We start from the raw sequence: 19486 nt of genomic DNA, 5'->3' as shown, positions 1-19486 counted from the left end.
AGACACGCCTGACTTCAGGCGTGTCTGTTTTTCTCTATGCATAATAGGAATGGGGCGTCGTTCTTCTGGTTGATGAACTGGTACTTGAGTATCTGTGCTTCCTTTTGCGGCCACTGGGAGAGCTGCTCCATAAGCGCATCCCTTTCAGTCTTGCCGCCCGGGTGGCCGTGGTAGACGACGATGATGATGCGTCCGCCATCTGCAAGCCGATCGAAAAGCTTCTGTATGGCAAGCATGGTGGAGGCGGGTGTTGTCGTAATCGATTTGTCACCTCTCGGAAGATACCCGAGATTGAACATGGCGGCCTTCAGGGGACGGCTGTCAACGTAGCGGTCGATGTTTTCATGTGAATCCAGGATGAACTCTATGTTGCCATGGCTGCCGCACAGCGACCGGGCGTTCTCGATCGCCTCGGCCTGGATGTCGAAGCTGTACACTTTGCCGGCGGCGCCCACGAGTTCCGAAAGAAACTTCGTGTCATGGCCGTTGCCGCATGTGGCATCCACGACGGCATCCCCGTCCTGTACGATATCCTGTGCAAGCGTTTTTGCCTGGGGCAGTACACGTCTAAGCATTGATCTTCTCCTTATATCTGATTCCCTGATGGGTGTCCCTTCTTTTTAGCTCCTCGTCGATGCTGTTGAGTACGTTCCATTTGTCCGTGCTCCACATCGGGCCGATGAGCTGGTCGATGGGACCGTCTCCTGTGATGCGGTGGATGATCATTTCCTCCGGAAGGATTTCGAGCTGGTCGCACACGAGGTTGATATAGTCTTCCTGGTTCAGGAAGGATACCAGGCCTTTTTCATACTGCTTCACCATGGGCGTGCCCTTCAGGAGATGGAGCAGGTGGATCTTGATGCCCTGCACGTCCATGGCCGCCACGGCTTCGGCAGTTTCCATCATCATCCGATAATCTTCCTGGGGCAGGCCGTTGATGATGTGGCTGCAGACATTGATGCCATGTCTTCTGAGCTTCTCTACACCCTCATGGTAGCAGCCCAGGTCATGGGCACGGTTGATCAGCTTTGATGTACTGTCATGGACGGTCTGGAGACCGAGCTCCACCCAGAGGTATGTACGCGTGTTCAGTTCAGCCAGGTATTCCACGACATCATCCGGCAGGCAGTCCGGGCGTGTGCCGATTGAGAGGCCGACGACGCCATCTATTTCCAGTGCAGCTTCAAACTTTTCACGCAGTACCTCAAGCGGGGCATGGGTGTTGGTGAATGACTGGAAATAGGCGATGTACCTGCCGTTCTTCCATTTCCGGTCCTGCATTCCGGATCTGATCTTTTCAAACTGGACGGGGATGGGGTCGACACGGTCCCCGGCAAAATCGCCGCTGCCCGCAACCGAACAGAATGTACATCCCCCGTAGGCTACGGTACCATCCCTGTTGGGGCAGTCGAACCCGGCATCCAGGGCGACTTTGAAGATCTTCTCATTGAATGTATTCTTAAGATGATAGTTCAGGGTGTGGTACCGCTTATCATCAAAACTGTATTTGAAATCCGTCATCTTTCTCACCTCTTGTTCATATTTGGCATTGTACCACATCAGAGCAATGAAATTGCATGTCGATTTGATGGTCCGACCCGCTTGAAGAAAGTTTATACCGGCGGCCACTTGATGTATCATGGAGGTATAATAATGATGTTTATGAAAGACAGGGAGATAATATGATCAAAGTGAAGCAATTGGGCAAAGAATATGGCGGCCACCATGCAGTGAAGGATCTTGAATTCTCGGTGGGGGAAGGTGAACTTTTCGCCTTCATCGGACCGAACGGCTCGGGGAAATCCACGACCATACGGATGATGACAGGGCTGCTCAGGGCCACATCTGGCTCAGTTGAGCTGTTCGGGGAGGAGATGGGGATGGACAAGGTTCATCTGAAAAGACGGATCAGCTTCATCCCGGACACACCGGACCTCATCGGGAAGCTGACTGGCAGGGAGTACCTCAATTTCATCTCCAGTGCCTATAGGATGGATGAGACGGATTTCAGGGAAGAGCAGCAGAAGCTCCTGGAACTGTTCGATCTCGAAGGGAAGCTCGACACGCTGGTTGAGGAATACTCGCATGGCATGAGGCAGAAAGTGGCGCTGATCGGTGCCCTGGTGCACCGTCCGGATATCCTGTTCCTCGATGAACCGACGGTGGGACTCGATCCCAAAAGCAACAGGAACCTGAAGAATTATTTGCGTGACTACATCACTCAGGGGAAGACGGTCTTTCTGACCACGCACAACCTCGCACTTGCAGAAGAGATAGCGACGGATATTCTGATCATATATAATGGTGAAAACCTGGCACACGGCTCCCTGGCTGAACTGAGGGGCCGACTCGAAGAACCGGACGCGACGCTCGAGGATATCTTTTTGAAATTGACCGGGGGAATCTGACCATGGTCCGCCTGATATTAAGGACAGAAATGCGGTCCCTCTTCAACTATTGGAAGTCGCTGGGGGAGACGAAGATGGTACTCTACATCATCCTCGGGCTCCTGCTGCTGCTGTTTCCTCTGCCGATGCTTGTTTCAGTGGTGTTCTCGCTGACACTTTCTTTTGATGAAAGCATGCTGGATGGATATATACTGCTGCTTTCAATCACCGGGACTGCCATTCTGCTGCTGCTGTCGATGCATTTCATCATCAAGGATATGATTCTGGACAGAAATGTGCAGCTCTACCTGTCATTTCCCATATCAGCCGCTGAACTGTTCTTCGCCAAGTTCATCAAGCATGTCCTCGTGTATGCAGCATCAATCCTTCTGCCTTTGGGGGTGGTCGTCGGCACCGCGCTTTCCATGAGGTTCGGACAATGGATGCTGCTGGCCGGCAGTCTGGTCTACTTTTCCATGCTGGCCATCCTCGTCACCGCTTTGGCGTATGCACTCATTTTCCTGACGGCGAATATCCTCCCCGTCAGGAAGGTCAGTGAAATACTTTCCTTTCTCGGTGGAATCTCATTCATCCTGGTCTACTTCGTCATGTTCCAGGTGGGGGAATCCGCCGGCGGTGTGCTGGCATTCCTGGCAGATATGCCTGTTTCGTTCAGTGGCTTCCTGTACGACTATGAAGTGCTCACAGGCCTCCTGGCTGTATTGTTTCTCATTGCAGCTGCTGTACTGATCTTCAATGCAACTGCACTTGTGTCGGTGCATGCACTTTCCCGTGGATGGGAAGTGGGCGGGCGTGCAGGCAGAAAACACAGGGCGACGGATGACCGTGTGCGTCATCCCATTGGGTCGCTCATGGAAAAGGATCTGAAGCTCACAATCCGGAACTTCAAGGAGATTGCAGCATTGCTGCCATATTACCTGATGCCGCTGCTCTTCATCTACTTTTCCACATCGGTGGAAGGGGGTGCAGAGTCGGGGGGCCTCGGGGCATCCCAGCTTCTCGTTACGGCAATAGGGGCGACGCTCGTCATGTCTCTGTTCATCGGGGCGTACAATACTGCACGTGATGCGGAGCATTTTGCGATGCTGAAGGCACTGCCGCTCTCTGGCAGGCATATTGCCGGTGCAAAGTATGGTTTCACCATTTTGACGACAGCCCCCATAATGATGGTGGTCTTCGGCATCGCCTGGGTGTTCTCATCCGCAGGTATGGAGGTGCTGTTCCAGCTGCTGATTTTCATCATACTGGTTTCAATGGCTGGAGTGCCAGTGGGCATGTATATCGGCAGTGCCAATCCGGTCGTAAGCAGCAAGAACCCGGTGAAACGGCTGGATACTGCAAGCAACATGGTGATCACCATCGCAATCTTCGTTGTGCTGGTGCTGACAGCCCTTGTTTTGGGGCTGCTCGGTGACGGGGGTGCTTCAACCGCCCAGCTGCTTGCTGCAGGAGGCGTACTCCTCGCATTTGCGCTCGTCTCGCTATGGATGCTCCGGAAAGTCGGGGCGCGTTATGATGGAGGTTTCAAAATCACCTATAAGGACTGATGAATATGAAGGAGATCTATTTTATGGACACACCGATCGGCTGGCTGAAAATCCGTTCGGAAGCGGGTTCAATCGTCGAACTGGATCATGCAGATGAAGCGGCTGTCATGGGAGGGGGTGCCGATGGCGATAGTCTGGAGGATGCTTCCGGAGCCATCCGCCAGTGCGTCCGGGAACTCGGGGAATACTTCGACGGCAACCGTACGGATTTCGAAGTGCCGATCAGCCTCGAGCATAAAGGAACGGAATTCCAGCAGAAGGTATGGCGCAGGCTCAGAAGCATCCCATATGGGGAAACGCTGAGCTATAAAGCGCTAGCTGCAGACTGTGGCGGCCCCAACCATTCGCGTGCTGTAGCGAATGCGAATGGCAGGAATCCGATTTCCATCATTGTGCCCTGCCACCGGGTGATCGCCTCTGACGGCACGCTCGGGGGATACACGGGAGGCATCGGGAAGAAACGCCGGCTGCTTGAGCTGGAAGGTCTCGATATCCGCTCCAAGTAAATATACAGCTTGCTTATTGCATCAATATATTCTATATTTATAAGTGTTGGAAATAGTAGTATGCGACTCCATTCCAAGAGAGCTGGTGGGTGCTGTGAACCAGTAGTGGGTCCATATGAACTCATCCGGACTGAACTGAATCCCATCGAACGAAGTTGCACTTAACAGTGAATGCGGGTGGTACCGCGGTCGTATACATATATGATCGTCCCATGCTTATATAGGCATGGGATTATTTATATTCAAGGAGGATTTTTATGGCGTTCAATCATATGGACATCGAAAGAAAATGGCAGTCCCACTGGGAAAATGAAAAGATTTTCAAAACGGAAGAAGAGTTCGGCAAGAAGAAATTCTATGCACTGGACATGTTCCCGTACCCTTCAGGTGCGGGGCTCCATGTCGGGCACCCCGAAGGCTACACGGCAACGGACATCATTTCACGCATGAAAAGGATGCAGGGATATAACGTACTGCACCCGATGGGTTGGGATGCATTCGGCCTGCCGGCTGAGCAGTATGCGATCGATACCGGCAATGATATAAAAGCGTTCAATGAAAAGAACATCGACAACTTCCGCCGCCAGATCAAGGAGCTCGGCTTCAGTTATGACTGGGACCGTGAAATCAATACGACCGACCCGGAGTACTACAAGTGGACGCAGTGGATCTTCATCCAACTGTACAATAAGGGTCTCGCATATATCGACGAAGTGCCGGTGAACTGGTGTGAAGCACTCGGTACGGTACTGGCCAATGAAGAAGTCATCGATGGCCTCTCCGAGCGTGGCGGCCACCCGGTCGTCAGGAAGCCGATGAAGCAGTGGATGCTCAGGATCACTGAATACGCAGACCGTCTGCTTGAGGATCTGGATGAGCTGGACTGGCCGGAATCCCTGAAGGACATGCAGAGGAACTGGATCGGCAAATCAGAAGGGGCGAACATCCGCTTCGACATAGAAAATACAGGCGAGTCATTCACTGCATTCACGACCCGGCCCGACACGATCCACGGTGCGACCTATGCGGTCCTGTCTCCGGAGCATGAGCTGATCGACGTCATCACGACGGATGAATACCGGTCCGAAATAGAAGCCTACCAGGAGAAGGCGGCCAGAAAGAGCGAGCTTGAGCGTACCGACCTGGCCAAGGAGAAGACGGGCGTGTTTACAGGTGCCTACGCCATCAATCCGCTGTCCGGTGAAAGAATGCCGATATGGATTGCGGACTATGTATTGGCTTCCTATGGTACAGGCGCGATCATGGCAGTGCCGGCACATGACGAGCGCGACTATGAATTTGCCCAGGAATACGACCTGCCGATCAAGGAAGTGGTTGCAGGCGGGGACATTTCAAAAGAAGCCTATACGGGTGACGGAGAGCATGTCAATTCCGGCGAACTGGATGGCCTCGGCAAGGAAGCGGCGATCGAGAAGTCAATCCGCATTCTGGAAGAGAAGGGGGCTGGGGAGCAGAAGACGACATACAAGCTTCGTGACTGGCTGTTCTCCCGTCAGCGCTACTGGGGTGAACCGATTCCGGTCATCCATTGGGAAGATGGTACGATGAGTGTCGTGGATGAATCAGAACTCCCGCTGATGCTGCCTGAAATGGACCAGATCAAGCCTTCCGGCACCGGAGAATCTCCGCTTGCCAACAATGAGGACTGGATAACGGTCGTCAGGGAGGATGGAGTGAAGGGCCGCAGGGAGACCAATACAATGCCGCAATGGGCAGGCAGCTGCTGGTATTATCTGAGGTTCATCGATCCGCACAATACGGAAGCACTTGCCTCAAAAGAGAAGATTGAACACTGGATGCCGGTGGACCTCTACATTGGCGGAGCGGAACACGCGGTGCTCCACCTGCTCTATGCAAGGTTCTGGCACAAGGTGCTCTATGATATCGGCGTGGTCCACACGAAGGAGCCTTTCCAGAAACTCTTCAACCAGGGCATGATCCTCGGTGAGGGCAATGAAAAGATGAGCAAGTCCAAAGGCAATGTCATCAATCCGGATGATATCGTCCGTTCCCATGGTGCAGACACCCTGCGTCTATATGAGATGTTCATGGGGCCGCTCGAGGCCTCCGTCGCATGGAACGACAATGGGCTCGACGGTGCACGCCGTTTCCTCGACCGTGTATGGAGACTGCTCGTGGATGAGGAAGGCCAGTTGAGAGGAAATGTTGTTGCACGGGAGACGCCGGATCTTGATAAGGTATACCATGAGACCGTCAAAAAGGTGACGGAGGACTTCGAGTCCCTGAACTTCAATACGGCCATTTCCCAGCTTATGGTATTCATCAATGAATGCTACAAGCAGGAGGAACTGGGCAGATTCCATATCGAAGGGTTCGTCAAACTCCTTGCCCCTGTGGCACCCCATGTAGCAGAAGAGCTGTGGGAAAAGCTGGGGCATGCGGGCACGATCGCATATGAAGCGTGGCCGCAGTTCGATGAAGCCAAACTGGTCGAGAATGAGATTGAAATTGTCATCCAGGTCAACGGCAAGGTGAAGGAAAAGATGAACGTGCCGACAGAAGCGACAAAGGAAGATCTGGAGCGCATTGCAATCGAATCCAACAGGGTGCAGGAAGCAATCAGGGAAAAGACCGTCAGGAAAGTCATCGTTGTACCGAATAAACTTGTAAATATCGTAGCAAACTAGAAGAACACCTCCCAGGGGCTGAGGAAACAGCCTGACGGGAGGTGTTCTTTATTTTGCATGGGCCCTTATAGGGTGGTGCTGTGCCCTGCCACATAGCCGGTGACCAGGGCACTCGTGATGTTGTAGCCACCGGTGTACCCATGGATGTCGAGCACCTCTCCGGCAAAATAGAGGCCTGCCACCTTGCGGCTCTCCATCGTCTGGGGTGTGATCTCAGCAAGCTTCACACCACCGCCGGTGACAAATGCCTTTTCGATCGATTGGGTGCCGTCGGCACGGAACTCGAAAGCTTTGAGGAACTGGACGACCTTTTCGATGTTCTCCTTGGATACATGATGGCCGCTTGATGCACCGTCAATGTCCAGAAAATCCAGCATGAAGAGGACGAGGCGCTCCTGAAGGAATGTCTTCAGTGTATTTTTCAGGGAGCGGTCCCGGTTGGCGGCAATGATTTCCTCAATCATCGCCCTGAGGGCGCCTGCGCTTTTCTCCGGAAAGAAATCGAGGGACATGAGGACGGTTCCGCTTTTCTGCTTCTGCAGTTCCTTATGGACAAACTGGCTGCAGCGGAGGACGGCGGGACCGCTGACGCCGAAATGGGTGAAGATCATATCCATCTGATGGGTCACCCTCGGCTTCCTGTTCTTCTTCAGGACGGAAAGGGCGACATTAGACAGGCTGAGCCCCTTGAGCCTGCCTTCCCTGATGAAAGGTTCGGGCGAGGTGATGGGCACCTCGGTCGGAAACAGCTCCGTAACCGTATGCCCGGCGGATTCGGCAAAACGGTGGCCGTCGCCTGTCGAACCGGTCTGCGGGACGCTCCGGCCTCCTGTGGTGATGATGAGGCTGTCCGCCCGGATTACGGTCCCGTCCGTCAGCTCTACGCCCATTGCGTGATCATCCGCCACCAGCACCTTCCTGACGACGGTCTCCGTCCTGATTTCAACCCTGTTCTCCTCAAGCGCGTCCAGGAATACTTTCAGGATATCCTGCGCCCGGTCCGTGACCGGAAACATCCGGCCATGGTCCTCCTCCTTGAGGGAGACGCCGCGGGACTCGACAAACCGGATGATGCTTTCGTTGTCAAAAGTGCTGAAGGGGCCGTAGAGGAATTTGCCATTGCCCGGAATATGCCGGATGATCTCTTCGTAGGGGAGCCTGTTCGTAACATTGCACCGGCCGCCGCCTGAAATCAGCAGCTTCTTCCCGAGGGATTTGTTCTTTTCTATGAGCAATACGCGATTGCCGTTCTCGGAAGCGGCATAGGCGGCCATGAGTCCGCTTACACCACCACCGACTACTATCGTCTGGTACATGGGCTGTTCTCCTTTTTGTTTAAAACTGATATGCTTTCGATTATAATGGAGATTATTCTTAAAGTAAGAGGGTTATAAAATGTCTGATTCAAATAATCTGGTACGGGGTACATTCCTGCTGACCATGGCAACATTCATCACGAAGTTATTGGGAATGCTCTACCTCATTCCATTTTACAGCATAATGGGCGGCGAGGAAAATCTCGCCCTGTATGGGTACGCCTATACACCGTACACCATCATGCTCTCGCTTGCGGCAGCAGGTGTGCCGGGGGCCGTATCCAAGTATGTATCGAAGTACAATGCGCTTGGCGCCTACGCGACCAGCCAGAAACTGTACCGCTCGAGCCTGCTCGTCATGCTGGGCTCCGGAGTCATCGCTTTTCTCATTCTTTTCATGGCTGCCCCCTTCATCGCCGAGCTGCAGATGCTGGCAGCGGGGGACGGCGCCCATCGCTGGTCGACTGAGGATGTCACGCGCATCATACGGGTCGTGAGTGTAGCCGTCATCGTCGTGCCGTTCATGGCGACATGGCGCGGCATCTTCCAGGGGTTCGAATCATTCGGCCCGACAAGCGTCTCTGCAGTCATCGAACAGCTGATCCGGATCGCCTTCCTGCTCGGCGGCGCCTTCCTCGTCATCTATGTTCTGGATGGTACCGTCCAGACAGCAAATGAAGTTGCAGTTTTCGCCGCATTCGTCGGTGTCCTTGCTGCCATGGGGACGCTCTGGTATTTCTGGAGGAAAAGGAAGGGGCATATCGATCGCATGGTTGCGACCGATGACACCGACTATGATTTTTCATATCGTGAGATGTATTCGGAAATCATCCGCTATGGCATTCCTTTCATCATCGTGAGCATCAGCATTCCGCTGACCCTGTTCATCGACCAGCTGACCCATAACAACGGTCTTGCACTCGGCGGCGTGCCGGAGCAGTACCATGATGCATGGTTCGGCATGCTGAACCTGACGACTCACAAGCTGGTGATGATTCCGACGGCCTTCGCCTCTGCGTTCGCGATTACGATACTTCCATTCATAACGAAGAACTACCAGCGGGGCAGGATGGGGGATGTGCACGAGCAGATCAGGATGATGGTGCTCATGCTGCTCTTCTTCGTCATTCCTGCAGCCATCGGGATGATGATCCTCTCGGCACCGCTCTATACATCGTTCTACAGCTATAATGAAATGGGAATAAAGATCCTGCTCTTCTATGCACCGGTGAGCATCGCAATCTCACTGTTCACGATCACGTGCTCGATTGTTCAGGGCATCGATAAGCAGAACCTGACCCTGTATGTGGTCCTGATCATGCTGGCCATCAAGGCGGCGATCAACATTCCGCTCATCATGCAGTTCCAGACGGTCGGTGCCGTGATGGGAACAGGCATTGCACTCAGCATCGGTGTACTCATCAACTTTGTAATCATCAGGAAGTATGGCAAATTCCGCTTCAGGCCGCTCCTCAGACCGCTGGCTGAAATCGTGGTATACAGCCTTGTCATGCTGCTGGTGGTGGAGCTCATCTATTATGCATTCATATTCAATGTGGATGTATCGGAAAAATTGAATTCCGTCCTCATCATGGCAGTGGCTGTGCCGGCCGGTGGGCTGGTGTACCTGCTTCTGTCATTCAAGACCGGGCTGGCAGATGAAATACTCGGCAGCCGGGCGGACAAAATCAGGAAGAGATTGAAGGTGCTTTAGATGAGACTGGACAAGTACTTGGCAAATGCCGGCATCGGCAGCCGCAGCGAAGTGAAGAATATGATAAGGAAGAAGCGGATTACGGTGGAAGGCGGAATCGTCACAGACCCGAAGTCCAGGGTATCGCCAGATGATGAAATACTGTTGGACGGCGGATCCGTAGTGCTGGAATCGGAAATCCACATCATGCTCAACAAGCCGGCCGGTGTCATTTCATCGACTGAAAAAGGGCCGACACCAACGGTCATCGATCTGATCGACCATCCACAGAAGGACCAGCTGTTTCCGGTCGGCAGACTGGACAAGGACACCACCGGCCTGCTGCTCATCACCAACGATGGGAAGCTCGCACATGAACTGCTGAGCCCCAGGAGCAAAATAGGAAAGACCTATGTCGCTGAGCTCGAGTCCGAAGTCACGGAGGGTGACATTTCGCAGCTTGAGACCGGCATTCCCCTGAAGGATTTTACAACGGCACCGGCAATCGCGAAAAAATTGTCCTCCCACGAGGTGGAGCTGACAATCACCGAAGGCAAATTCCACCAGGTCAAAAGGATGTTCCATCATCTGGGCAATGAAGTCACTGCACTCCATCGCATCAGCTTCGGCGACCTGATGCTGGATGAACATCTAGCAGCAGGGAGCTATCGAAGACTGCGTGAAAATGAAATCAAGTTGATTAAAAAGGTTTAAGGGTATTCTGATGGGGTAAATAGGAATCAGATATCAAAACAAAATACTTAATAAGAGGTGTTGGAAATGGCTAGAAAAACAGGAGGACTACTGAAAGTCGCGGCAATGCTCGGGCTGGCAGTCGCTGCCAAGCAATTGTCCAAAAAAGAAAATCGCGATGTTGTGAAGAGTGAATACAATAAAGTGAAGGAAGACCCTAAAAGCTATGCCCAGAATGTTCAGGACAAGCTGTCCCAACAGGCCGGGGAGTATCAGGAGAAGGCCAAAAGCGAATATGGCAGGGTGAAGCAGGATCCTAAAGGCTACGCCCAGAATGTTCAGGAAAAAGTCACCAAACAGGCAAGCGAATATCAGGAGAAGGTGACGAAGCAGGCCGGAGAATATCAGGAGAAAGCAAAATCCGAGTTCAGTAAGGCTAAGGAAGATCCGAAAGGCTATGCCCAATCCGCCCAGGAGAAGGCAAAATCCAGAATGGATAAGAATAAGTCTGGCCAGGCTGCAGATGATGAAAATGATGAAAACAACCAGAATGACAAGATTTCACCCACTCAGGGAAAAAGTAGTGTAAACGATGATGACGAGCATTATACAAAACCTGACAGAATGGATGCTGAAGGCCAGTTGACTGCAGAACAGATGAACAATGAATGGGTCTCAGAAGGCGGTATCCATTCCGAGGAGCACTTGCAGGATGATGTCTCCTTCGGTGGCCTGAACAAAGACAATGCAACAAATGTAGATGTTGTGGACGACGAGGGAGAAAAGGACGGTAACCATAATATCCATGTCGTTACAGATGATGATGAAGGTTCAAACAAAAAGAAATAGCTTATATTAATGGAGAACAGGCGCAATTATTGGCCTGTTCTCTTGTTTTTACATATTTTTTTCTTTATTATTGAAAAAAAGATTCTGTTACATACGATGGGAGAGTACGTTCATGGATTATAAAGCGCTGGTGGATGACTACAGGGAAAGTCTGATTGAAGATCTGATGGGGCTGTTGAAAATTGAAAGTGTGAAAGGCGAGCCATCCAGTGGAGCGCCGGTGGGAACCGGGCCGAAGGCGGCACTGGACTACATGCTGGAGCTGGGGGACCGCGATGGCATGTCCACACTGGATGTGGAGAATGTTGCTGGCCATATCGAAGCCGGGGAGGGTGAGCAGCTGTTCGGCATCCTTGGACACGTGGATGTTGTACCTCCCGGCAAAGGCTGGAATACGGATCCGTTCGTTCCTGAAATCATCGATGATGAGATAGTGGCACGTGGTGTTCAGGATGACAAGGGGCCCACCATTGCAGCCTACTATGCAATGAAGATACTCCATGAACAGGGACTGCCATTCAAATATCGCACACGTCTGATTGTGGGCACCGATGAAGAATCGGATTGGCAGTGTACGGATGCATACTTCAAATCGGAGCAGATGCCCGATGCCGGATTTGCACCGGATGCTGCGTTTCCATTGATCCATGGAGAAAAAGGCATCTCCACATTCAATTTCGTGCAGAAGCCGATGCCGCTGGATGAACGGGAGCCGAAAATTGAGCTGAAGGTGCTGATTTCCGGTGAACGGTACAATATGGTTCCGGAAGATGCGGAAGCGAAGCTGAAGGTTCAGCAGAATATGAGTGAAGTGATCCAGTCCTACGAGGACTTCCTGAGGGAAGTCGATGCGGAAGGTGCCTACGAGGTGGATAACGGATTCTTGAAATTGAGCATACAGGGGCGGAGTGTCCATGGCTCCACTCCGGAAATCGGAGTGAACGCCGGCCTGATTCTCCTCCGCTTCCTGCACAGTCTGGCGCTGGACAATAATGCAGCAGCCTTCGCGGAATTTGCGATGGAGCGGCTGGTCGGCAGCACGGACGGCTCATTGCTCGGAATGAACTTCTCGCATCCTGAAATGGGGGAGACGAGCGTGAATGTGGGCATGATCAACTACACGGAAGTGGATGGTGGCATATTCGGCGTCAACTTGAGGTATCCAAAAGGCATCGATTTCGAAGCCGGCATGGCCAGCCTGAAGGAAGATGTATACAATCAGGGCTTCACCATTGAAGATCTTGAGTATCAGCCTCCCCATTATGTGGACAGGGAAGACCCGCTGGTGGCGGTATTGACCGATGCCTACCGGAATCATGTGGACGATGACACGGAACCATTCACCATCGGAGGCGGAACATATGCCCGCACCTTGAAAAAGGGTGTTGCCTTTGGGGCGATGTTCAAGGATACTGTAGATACGATGCACCAGAAAAACGAACGCATGAAGATCGATGAGCTGCTTAAGGCAACGGAGATCTACCTTGAAGCACTGCATAGAATCTGTATAAAGGGTGAGATGGATGAAAATAAGCTACTATAATGGAGAATTCAAAAGAGACGATGAAATTTCAGTAGACTATAACGACCGCGCTTTCTATTTCGGTGATGGCGTATATGAAGTGGTAAGAGTATATGACAATGAGTTCTTTACACTTGAGGAGCACATGGACCGTCTGGTCAGGAGTGCATCAGAAATCGAGATCAACGGTCTTGAACAGGAGAAACTCATTGAAATCATCACCCAGCTGAAGGAGCGGAACAGCATCGAAAACGGATCCATCTACATCCAGGTATCGAGGGGCATAGACCCAAGGAACCATGCCTATCCTGCAGGTGCCGAACCTGTCGTCCTCGCCTATATGAATGCTTTGTCACGGCCTTCCCTCCAAATGGAGAATGGCGTGGGCATCATCACGGCGAATGACTACAGATGGTTGAAATGCCATGTCAAAAGTCTCAACCTGCTGGCCAATGTCATGGAAAAGGAACGTGCGGTGCGCGCCGGTGCCCATGAAACAGTATTGCATCGTGATGGGGTAGTGACAGAAGGGTCCTCCACAAATGTATTCATCGTCAGCGAGGGAGTACTCAGGACCCATCCGGCAAACCACCTGATATTGAATGGCATCACGAGACAGGAAGTGCTGAAGATTGCACAGGAGCGGGAAATAGAATATCAGGAGAAGCCATTCACCATTGATGAACTGAAGGCGGCGGATGAAGTGTTCATCACAAGCACGACCCAGGAAGTGACACCTGTTTCCAATGTGGATGGCGAGAGGATTGCTGACGGTTCGAAAGGCAAAATCACGCAGGTGATACAGGAAGGATTCAACCAAAAAATTCACAAATTAAACCTGGTTAAATAATGTTAACCTGAAAAATTACCCTAATAAATTTTTGGGGCTTCAACGCTTACACTGTATGGTTTTGTGGACACGTAACGCCCGGTTGTCATAAAATCTGTGGATAATAGTCCTTGAAATAAACTATAAAACCCTATAAAATTTATAACACGAACAGAAACTGGCGCTATCTTATTTTTAAATATTTAGCGCTTTTTTCTTTGATGATGAAAAGAGGTGTGGAATTTGGAGCATTTCTATCAGCTCGGCTGGACACTTGACCCCGTTGGTGGAGCATCTGGTGAAGCCTATAAGGCAGAGCAAGATGGCAGGAAGCTGTTCCTGAAACGCAATGCCAGCCCTTTCCTTGCAGCGCTGTCCGCTGAAGGTATTGTACCGAAACTGGTCTGGACCAAAAGAATAGAGACCGGAGAAGTAGTGACAGCACAGCATTGGAAAAATGGCCGGGAGCTGACCCGTGAAGAGATGCACTCGGAGAGGGTAGCCTCACTGATGAAGAAAATCCATACATCAGGTCCTCTTCTCACTATGCTGAAAAAGCTCGGCATGAAACCCATGCTGCCGGATCTGTTGCTTAACAAGATACAGACCTCATTATCCCCGAAAGTCAATGCCCATCATACCGTCCGTTCTGCAATCCAATACCTGGAAAATGAGATGCCCCTGATCGACGAGGCATTCTGTACAGTATGCCATGGAGACGTCAATCACAACAATTGGCTCCTCTCCGACCAGGATGAGCTGTATCTGGTGGATTGGGAAGGTGCAATGATTGCGGATCCTGCGATAGATCTTGGCATGATCCTCTACACTTATGTGGAACCGGATGACTGGAAGGAATGGCTGGAAGTCTACGGCAAGCCGCTGGACAGGACTTTGATGAAACGCATGAAGTGGTATACACTCGTTCAGGCGATCACAATGATCCAATGGTATGAAGACCATAAGCGTTTCAAGGATATGAATGATTGGATCATCTTCCTCAACAAAGTAATACAGAGAGACCGTTTTATATGATATTAAATATTCGAGTGATATGAGTAACAGGTGGGAAACTTAAATGAGAATGCGCAATAAGCCCTGGGCAATGGAATTTCTGAATGAGAACAGCAATATTGTGGATACGGACGGCAGCTATTCCGGGAAGGTCGGCGACTTCTTTCCCGACAACAAACCGCTTCATATAGAGGTCGGAACAGGAATGGGCACATTCATAACGGAACTGGCAGCCCGCAATCCGCACATCAATTATGTCGGCATAGAGCTGGACAAGAATGTCATGATACGTGTGGTGGAAAAGGTTCTGGAGGCCGGGCTTGAAAATGTCAGACTTCTGCTGCTTGATGCAAGTGAAATGGATATGTATTTCCAGAAGGATGAAGTGGACCGGATCTATCTCAATTTTTCCGATCCATGGCCGAAGAACCGGCATGAAAAACGTCGTCTGACCCACGGGGCATTCCTTTCGAAGTACCGCTCCATCCTGGCTGAAGATGGCCTCATCCAGTTCAAGACGGATAACAGGGGGCTGTTTGAATACAGCCTCGAGAGCCTGAACAATTTCGGCATGGTCTTCCATGAAGTGAAGCTCGATCTTCATGCAGACGAGCCGGAGGACAATATACGGACGGAATATGAAGACAAGTTTTCAGCCAAGGGAAATAAAATATACAGACTCAAAGCATCTTTCTGAAGGTGCTTTTTTTATGCCGTGTATTTCCTCAGGAAAGAATGATAAAATATAGTTGGACAATATAAATTCTGGTCAGTTTGGAGGAGATTTCTTGAGCAGTTTTGACTTCAATAGGCAGACGACAAGGAAAGGTACATACAGCGTCCAGTACGAAGGGACGGAAAAACTCTTTGGTACGGGCGGATTGGAACCATTCTGGATTGCAGACATGGACATCGAAACACCGGAAGCAGTCGCAGAGGCAATGAAGAAACGTATCGACAATGGCATATTCGGCTATACGAAGTGGCAGAACCCGAAGTTCCATGGAGCGGTGAAAGGCTGGTGGCACCAGAGGTTTGGCATCACCCTGGAGGATGAGGAGATCCACTATGCACCCTCTGTGATGTTTACAATCGGTGAAGTGGTCAGACAATTTTCCGAAGAAGGGGATGGCATCATCCTCACCATGCCATCCTATAATGCATTCATTGGGATGTTGAAAGGGAATGGCAGGGAGATCGTCGACTGCCCCCTGATTAGAAATCAGGGCACCTATGAGTTTGACTTCGATCATTTTGAAAAGCTGTGCAGAAGGGAAGATGTGAAGGCCTACATCCACTGCAGCCCGCACAATCCGACAGGGAAGGTGTGGACGCGCGACGAACTGGCGAAGATCCGTGACATCTGCCTCAGGACGGGTGTCTTTCTCATCAGTGACGAGATCCATATGGATTTCACACGGCCTAAAGAGCAGTTCGTTTCGATGGTGGAGCTGATGGAGGCAGGGGATCCGATTCTGGTGACTACAGGTCTTGGAAAGACTTTCAACCTTGCCAGCATCCCGCATTCCTATTTCATTACGAGAAACAGGCACCTGCGCCTTAAAATCGGCCGCAACATCGCCTCAAAGTATGGTATGGGTGCTGCGAACAGCCTGGCGCTGGAAGCGATACATGCAGCATATACGGAATGCGGGCCATGGGTGGATGAGTTGAACAGGCACATCGAGCAGAACATGCAGCTGGTCGAAGCCTACATCGCTGCCCACATGTCCGAATGGCTGGATTTCAAAAAGCCGGACGCGACCTACCTGGCATGGATCAGCTTTGAAAAGAGTGGCCTGGAAGACGAGGAAGTGCACAAGGCACTGATTGATATCGGTGGCATTGCGGTGTCGCCTGGGCACATATATGATGTGAAAAATAACCAGCATTTCCGGTTCAATGTCGCCTCGAGCCGACACAGGATTGAAGACGGTCTGGAAAGGATACACCGCACATTCAAAAAAATCACGAAATCTACAGTTCAGTAGCTTCCATGATTTCTCCCGTATATGCATCGGCGGTGAATTGATAGCGTTTCTTTCCATCACCGGTCAGTGCGTGGAAGCGGCCTGTAAAGACCTCGCGGTCGATTCCGAGGAACTTGTTTTTGTTGGAATGATAGTCAATCGATACGAATGAGATGTCTCCATACTGTCTGTGCAGCCGGTCGATGACCGTCTGGGGGTGGATATGCCTGTTCAATCTGATCCAGATGCACACCGGCAATAGGATGACTGAAGCGAAGAGCAGTAGCCTGGCGGTTTTGGATAGCATGTATATGACCTCCTTATCGCCATAAGTTTAACATATTTATCAATCGGAGGATTACAAAAAGGAGGATTCGAATGAAAATTGAAAACAGGACACTTGAAAGGATGAAAGCATTGACGGAGCTTCATGGGGCTCCCGGTTTTGAGGACCAGGTCCGCGACTATATGAGGCAAGAGATGGAGCCTTTTGCGGATGAAATCCTGCAGGACGGACTTGGAGGCATTTTTGCGCTCAAGAAATCGAAGACCGAAAATGCCCCGAAAGTCATGATTGCCGGTCATATGGATGAAGTCGGCTTCATGGTCACGCAGTTGACGGAAAATGGAATGATCAAGTTCACCCCCCTCGGCGGCTGGTCGAACGATGTCCTGCTGAGCCAGAAATTCAAAGTCAGAACTTCCGAAGACAGGCGGATCACCGGCATCATTGGCAGTGTTCCCGTGCACTTCAGAAAAGGTGATGGCAAGAGCAAGACCGTTGAACTTGATGATATGCTTCTTGATGTCGGTGCAGACAGCAGGGAAGAGCTGGAGTCCATGGGCATCCGTCCGGGTGACTCCATAGTGCCTGATGTCGATTTCGAAGTGATGGAGCAGGAGAACAAGCTGCTGGCGAAAGCGTGGGACAACCGCTATGGCTGTCTGATCGCCATAGAGACGCTGGAGGCGCTGGCTGATGTCGACCTCGAATGCGACCTCTATGTCGGTGCCAATGTCCAGGAGGAAGTGGGCCTCAGAGGCGCAAAAGTGAGTTCCAACCTGATAAAGCCGGATGTGGCATTTGCAGTTGACTGTTCTCCGGCGAACGACATGCTGGGCAAGAAGGATGACATGGGCAGGATCGGAGAAGGAACACTGGTCCGCATCATGGACCGGACGATGATCCTGTCCAAGCCGATGCGCGACTATATGCTTGAGACGGCCGACAGCCATGACATCAAGTTCCAGTATTACCAGTCTCCGGGCGGCACGGATGCAGGCAGCATCCACGTCTCCAATGAAGGCGTAGTCAGTGCCGTTGTGGGAATCGTGGCCCGCTATATCCATACCAGCCACTCCATCATCAATTCGAACGACTATCTCCATGCGAAGAAGATGCTGACGGAGCTCGTCAGGGGCATCGATGATGACAGAGTCGAGCAGTTGAGGGGCCGCTGATGAGAAGCCTCCTGAGAAGATGGTTCATTGATGGCATGAGTTTCATGGCACTCGGTCTGTTTTCTTCACTCATCATCGGGCTGATCATCGATACGATCGGGACTTATGTCCCTTATCTTGAAAGCCTCAAGGAGATTGGTGCAGTGGCGATGGGCATGACTGGTGCCGCAATTGGTGCCGCCATCGCCTATGGTCTGAAGGCTTCGCCACTTGTGATATTTTCAGTGGTCGTCGTGAGTTATGCCGCCTATGATATGGGGGGTGCGGCAGGCAGCTATATCGCAAGCATCATCGCAATTGAAGTCGCCCGCCTGTACGCAGGAAGAACGAAGATCGACATCATTGTGACGCCATTCCTGACGATTGTACTGGGCTACCTCGTTGCCCGGTTCATCGGCCCTGTAATCGGTGACTTCATGACGAGCATGGGCGAAGTGATCGTGTTTGCCACCGAGCAGAGGCCTTTCATAATGGGGATGCTCGTGGCAGTCATCTTCGGAATTACATTGACTGCGCCGCTCTCCAGCGCAGCGCTTGCACTGATGCTCGACCTGAGCGGCCTTGCCGCGGGAGCTGCGGTCATCGGGTGCTGTTGCCATATGGTAGGATTGGCTGTGACCGGGTATAGGGATAATGGGTTTTCAGGACTGATATCCATCGGAATCGGCACATCCATGCTGCAGGTGCCGAATGTACTATTGAATCCGTTTGTCATCCTGCCCCCTGTTCTGGCAAGTGCTGTCATCGCTCCTGTAATGACGGTTTTCTTCCCGATGGAAAACAATGCTGCCGGGGCCGGAATGGGCACCAGCGGCCTGGTCGGGCAGATCATGACGATAGAGACGATGGGGCCTTCCCTGGAGGTATGGCTGCTCATCCTCGTGTTCCAAATCGTTTTACCTGCCCTGGTAACTCTGTTATTCTATACTTTGCTGAAACGCGCAGGACTGATCAAGGACGGAGATCAGAAGCTAAGAATTGGTGCGAAAGAATAGAACTGGAGGCAATT

At 51.6% G+C, this 19486-nt stretch carries 18 protein-coding genes; 14 read left to right on the top strand and 4 right to left on the bottom strand.

Annotated elements, in window-relative coordinates:
- Positions 1-14 precede the first annotated feature (14 nt).
- Positions 15-575 (bottom strand): class I SAM-dependent methyltransferase, encoded by a 561-nt coding sequence (locus RQP18_RS08270; protein WP_342387259.1) that lies wholly within the window; start codon positions 573-575, stop codon positions 15-17.
- A complete protein-coding gene (locus RQP18_RS08265; protein ID WP_342387258.1) occupies positions 568-1521 on the bottom strand; it encodes a TIGR01212 family radical SAM protein in 954 nt (317 codons plus the stop codon). Before RQP18_RS08265 ends, RQP18_RS08270 begins: the two co-directional genes overlap by 8 nt.
- Positions 1522-1682: 161 nt before the next feature.
- Between RQP18_RS08265 and RQP18_RS08260 the strand changes: the two genes are divergently transcribed.
- The 4 genes from RQP18_RS08260 to leuS all read left to right on the top strand — a co-directional run bounded on the left by RQP18_RS08260 (position 1683) and on the right by leuS (position 7130).
- Positions 1683-2408 carry an ABC transporter ATP-binding protein gene (locus RQP18_RS08260; protein WP_342387257.1) on the top strand — a complete coding sequence of 242 codons (726 nt, stop codon included), beginning with the start codon at positions 1683-1685 and terminating at the stop codon, positions 2406-2408.
- 2 nt (positions 2409-2410) lie between these two features.
- A complete protein-coding gene (locus RQP18_RS08255; RefSeq protein WP_342387256.1) occupies positions 2411-3955 on the top strand; it encodes a hypothetical protein in 1545 nt (514 codons plus the stop codon).
- Between the two features lie 23 nt (positions 3956-3978).
- Entirely contained in the window at positions 3979-4461 is a 483-nt protein-coding gene (locus tag RQP18_RS08250) for a methylated-DNA--[protein]-cysteine S-methyltransferase (protein WP_342387255.1), read from the top strand.
- A gap of 257 nt (positions 4462-4718) precedes the next feature.
- The gene (gene leuS, locus RQP18_RS08245) at positions 4719-7130 is read left to right on the top strand and encodes a leucine--tRNA ligase (protein WP_342387254.1); all 2412 of its coding nucleotides are present in this window, start codon (positions 4719-4721) and stop codon (positions 7128-7130) included.
- 65 nt (positions 7131-7195) lie between these two features.
- Here the strand turns inward: leuS and RQP18_RS08240 are convergent, their stop codons facing one another.
- Entirely contained in the window at positions 7196-8446 is a 1251-nt protein-coding gene (locus RQP18_RS08240) for an NAD(P)/FAD-dependent oxidoreductase (protein WP_342387253.1), read from the bottom strand.
- A gap of 79 nt (positions 8447-8525) precedes the next feature.
- On the opposite strand from RQP18_RS08240, the gene RQP18_RS08235 reads away from it, so the two are divergent.
- The 8 genes from RQP18_RS08235 (at position 8526) to RQP18_RS08200 (ending at position 17037) form a co-directional block, all read left to right on the top strand.
- Entirely contained in the window at positions 8526-10160 is a 1635-nt protein-coding gene (locus tag RQP18_RS08235) for a putative polysaccharide biosynthesis protein (RefSeq protein WP_342387252.1), read from the top strand.
- A complete protein-coding gene (locus RQP18_RS08230; RefSeq protein ID WP_342387251.1) occupies positions 10161-10853 on the top strand; it encodes a pseudouridine synthase in 693 nt (230 codons plus the stop codon).
- A 66-nt stretch (positions 10854-10919) separates the two neighbouring features.
- A complete protein-coding gene (locus RQP18_RS08225) occupies positions 10920-11681 on the top strand; it encodes a hypothetical protein (RefSeq protein ID WP_342387250.1) in 762 nt (253 codons plus the stop codon).
- Positions 11682-11793: 112 nt separating this feature from the next.
- On the top strand, positions 11794-13224 hold the full coding sequence (pepV, locus tag RQP18_RS08220; RefSeq protein ID WP_342387249.1) for a dipeptidase PepV: 1431 nt from the start codon (positions 11794-11796) through the stop codon (positions 13222-13224).
- The gene (gene dat / locus RQP18_RS08215; protein ID WP_342387248.1) at positions 13205-14053 is read left to right on the top strand and encodes a D-amino-acid transaminase; all 849 of its coding nucleotides are present in this window, start codon (positions 13205-13207) and stop codon (positions 14051-14053) included. Before pepV ends, dat begins: the two co-directional genes overlap by 20 nt.
- Positions 14054-14275: 222 nt before the next feature.
- Positions 14276-15067 (top strand): phosphotransferase family protein, encoded by a 792-nt coding sequence (locus RQP18_RS08210; protein WP_031544355.1) that lies wholly within the window; start codon positions 14276-14278, stop codon positions 15065-15067.
- A 43-nt stretch (positions 15068-15110) separates the two neighbouring features.
- Complete coding sequence (gene trmB, locus RQP18_RS08205) at positions 15111-15743, top strand: tRNA (guanosine(46)-N7)-methyltransferase TrmB (protein ID WP_342387247.1); 633 nt, start codon at positions 15111-15113, stop codon at positions 15741-15743.
- A 91-nt stretch (positions 15744-15834) separates the two neighbouring features.
- Positions 15835-17037: a MalY/PatB family protein gene (locus RQP18_RS08200; RefSeq protein ID WP_342387246.1), complete on the top strand. Its 1203-nt coding sequence runs from the start codon at positions 15835-15837 to the stop codon at positions 17035-17037.
- Here the strand turns inward: RQP18_RS08200 and RQP18_RS08195 are convergent.
- Positions 17024-17323 (bottom strand): hypothetical protein, encoded by a 300-nt coding sequence (locus RQP18_RS08195; RefSeq protein ID WP_342387245.1) that lies wholly within the window; start codon positions 17321-17323, stop codon positions 17024-17026. The two genes, RQP18_RS08200 and RQP18_RS08195, sit on opposite strands and share 14 nt — an antisense overlap.
- Before the next feature lie 71 nt (positions 17324-17394).
- On the opposite strand from RQP18_RS08195, the gene RQP18_RS08190 reads away from it, so the two are divergent.
- Both RQP18_RS08190 and RQP18_RS08185 read left to right on the top strand, forming a co-directional pair.
- Complete coding sequence (locus RQP18_RS08190; RefSeq protein ID WP_342387244.1) at positions 17395-18477, top strand: M42 family metallopeptidase; 1083 nt, start codon at positions 17395-17397, stop codon at positions 18475-18477.
- Complete coding sequence (locus RQP18_RS08185; RefSeq protein WP_342387243.1) at positions 18477-19472, top strand: PTS transporter subunit IIC; 996 nt, start codon at positions 18477-18479, stop codon at positions 19470-19472. Before RQP18_RS08190 ends, RQP18_RS08185 begins: the two co-directional genes overlap by 1 nt.
- The last annotated feature ends 14 nt before the right edge of the window (positions 19473-19486 follow it).

This window comes from Salinicoccus sp. Bachu38 (genome assembly GCF_038561955.2).
GTDB classification, from domain to species: Bacteria; Bacillota; Bacilli; order Staphylococcales; family Salinicoccaceae; genus Salinicoccus; species Salinicoccus bachuensis.
This window is presented reverse-complemented; position numbering and strand designations above follow the sequence as displayed.

Bases quoted from the DNA above. Each gene is read 5' to 3' on its own strand.
- trmB (WP_342387247.1), top strand. From the start codon at position 15,111: ATGAGAATGCGCAATAAGCCCTGGGCAATGGAATTTCTGAATGAGAAC.
- leuS (WP_342387254.1), top strand. From the start codon at position 4,719: ATGGCGTTCAATCATATGGACATCGAAAGAAAATGGCAGTCCCACTGG.
- RQP18_RS08225 (WP_342387250.1), top strand. From the start codon at position 10,920: ATGGCTAGAAAAACAGGAGGACTACTGAAAGTCGCGGCAATGCTCGGG.
- RQP18_RS08235 (WP_342387252.1), top strand. From the start codon at position 8,526: ATGTCTGATTCAAATAATCTGGTACGGGGTACATTCCTGCTGACCATG.
- RQP18_RS08190 (WP_342387244.1), top strand. From the start codon at position 17,395: ATGAAAATTGAAAACAGGACACTTGAAAGGATGAAAGCATTGACGGAG.
- pepV (WP_342387249.1), top strand. From the start codon at position 11,794: ATGGATTATAAAGCGCTGGTGGATGACTACAGGGAAAGTCTGATTGAA.
- RQP18_RS08260 (WP_342387257.1), top strand. From the start codon at position 1,683: ATGATCAAAGTGAAGCAATTGGGCAAAGAATATGGCGGCCACCATGCA.
- RQP18_RS08270 (WP_342387259.1), bottom strand. From the start codon at position 575: ATGCTTAGACGTGTACTGCCCCAGGCAAAAACGCTTGCACAGGATATC.
- RQP18_RS08185 (WP_342387243.1), top strand. From the start codon at position 18,477: ATGAGAAGCCTCCTGAGAAGATGGTTCATTGATGGCATGAGTTTCATG.
- RQP18_RS08230 (WP_342387251.1), top strand. From the start codon at position 10,161: ATGAGACTGGACAAGTACTTGGCAAATGCCGGCATCGGCAGCCGCAGC.
- RQP18_RS08240 (WP_342387253.1), bottom strand. From the start codon at position 8,446: ATGTACCAGACGATAGTAGTCGGTGGTGGTGTAAGCGGACTCATGGCC.
- RQP18_RS08250 (WP_342387255.1), top strand. From the start codon at position 3,979: ATGGACACACCGATCGGCTGGCTGAAAATCCGTTCGGAAGCGGGTTCA.
- RQP18_RS08195 (WP_342387245.1), bottom strand. From the start codon at position 17,323: ATGCTATCCAAAACCGCCAGGCTACTGCTCTTCGCTTCAGTCATCCTA.
- dat (WP_342387248.1), top strand. From the start codon at position 13,205: ATGAAAATAAGCTACTATAATGGAGAATTCAAAAGAGACGATGAAATT.
- RQP18_RS08265 (WP_342387258.1), bottom strand. From the start codon at position 1,521: ATGACGGATTTCAAATACAGTTTTGATGATAAGCGGTACCACACCCTG.
- RQP18_RS08255 (WP_342387256.1), top strand. From the start codon at position 2,411: ATGGTCCGCCTGATATTAAGGACAGAAATGCGGTCCCTCTTCAACTAT.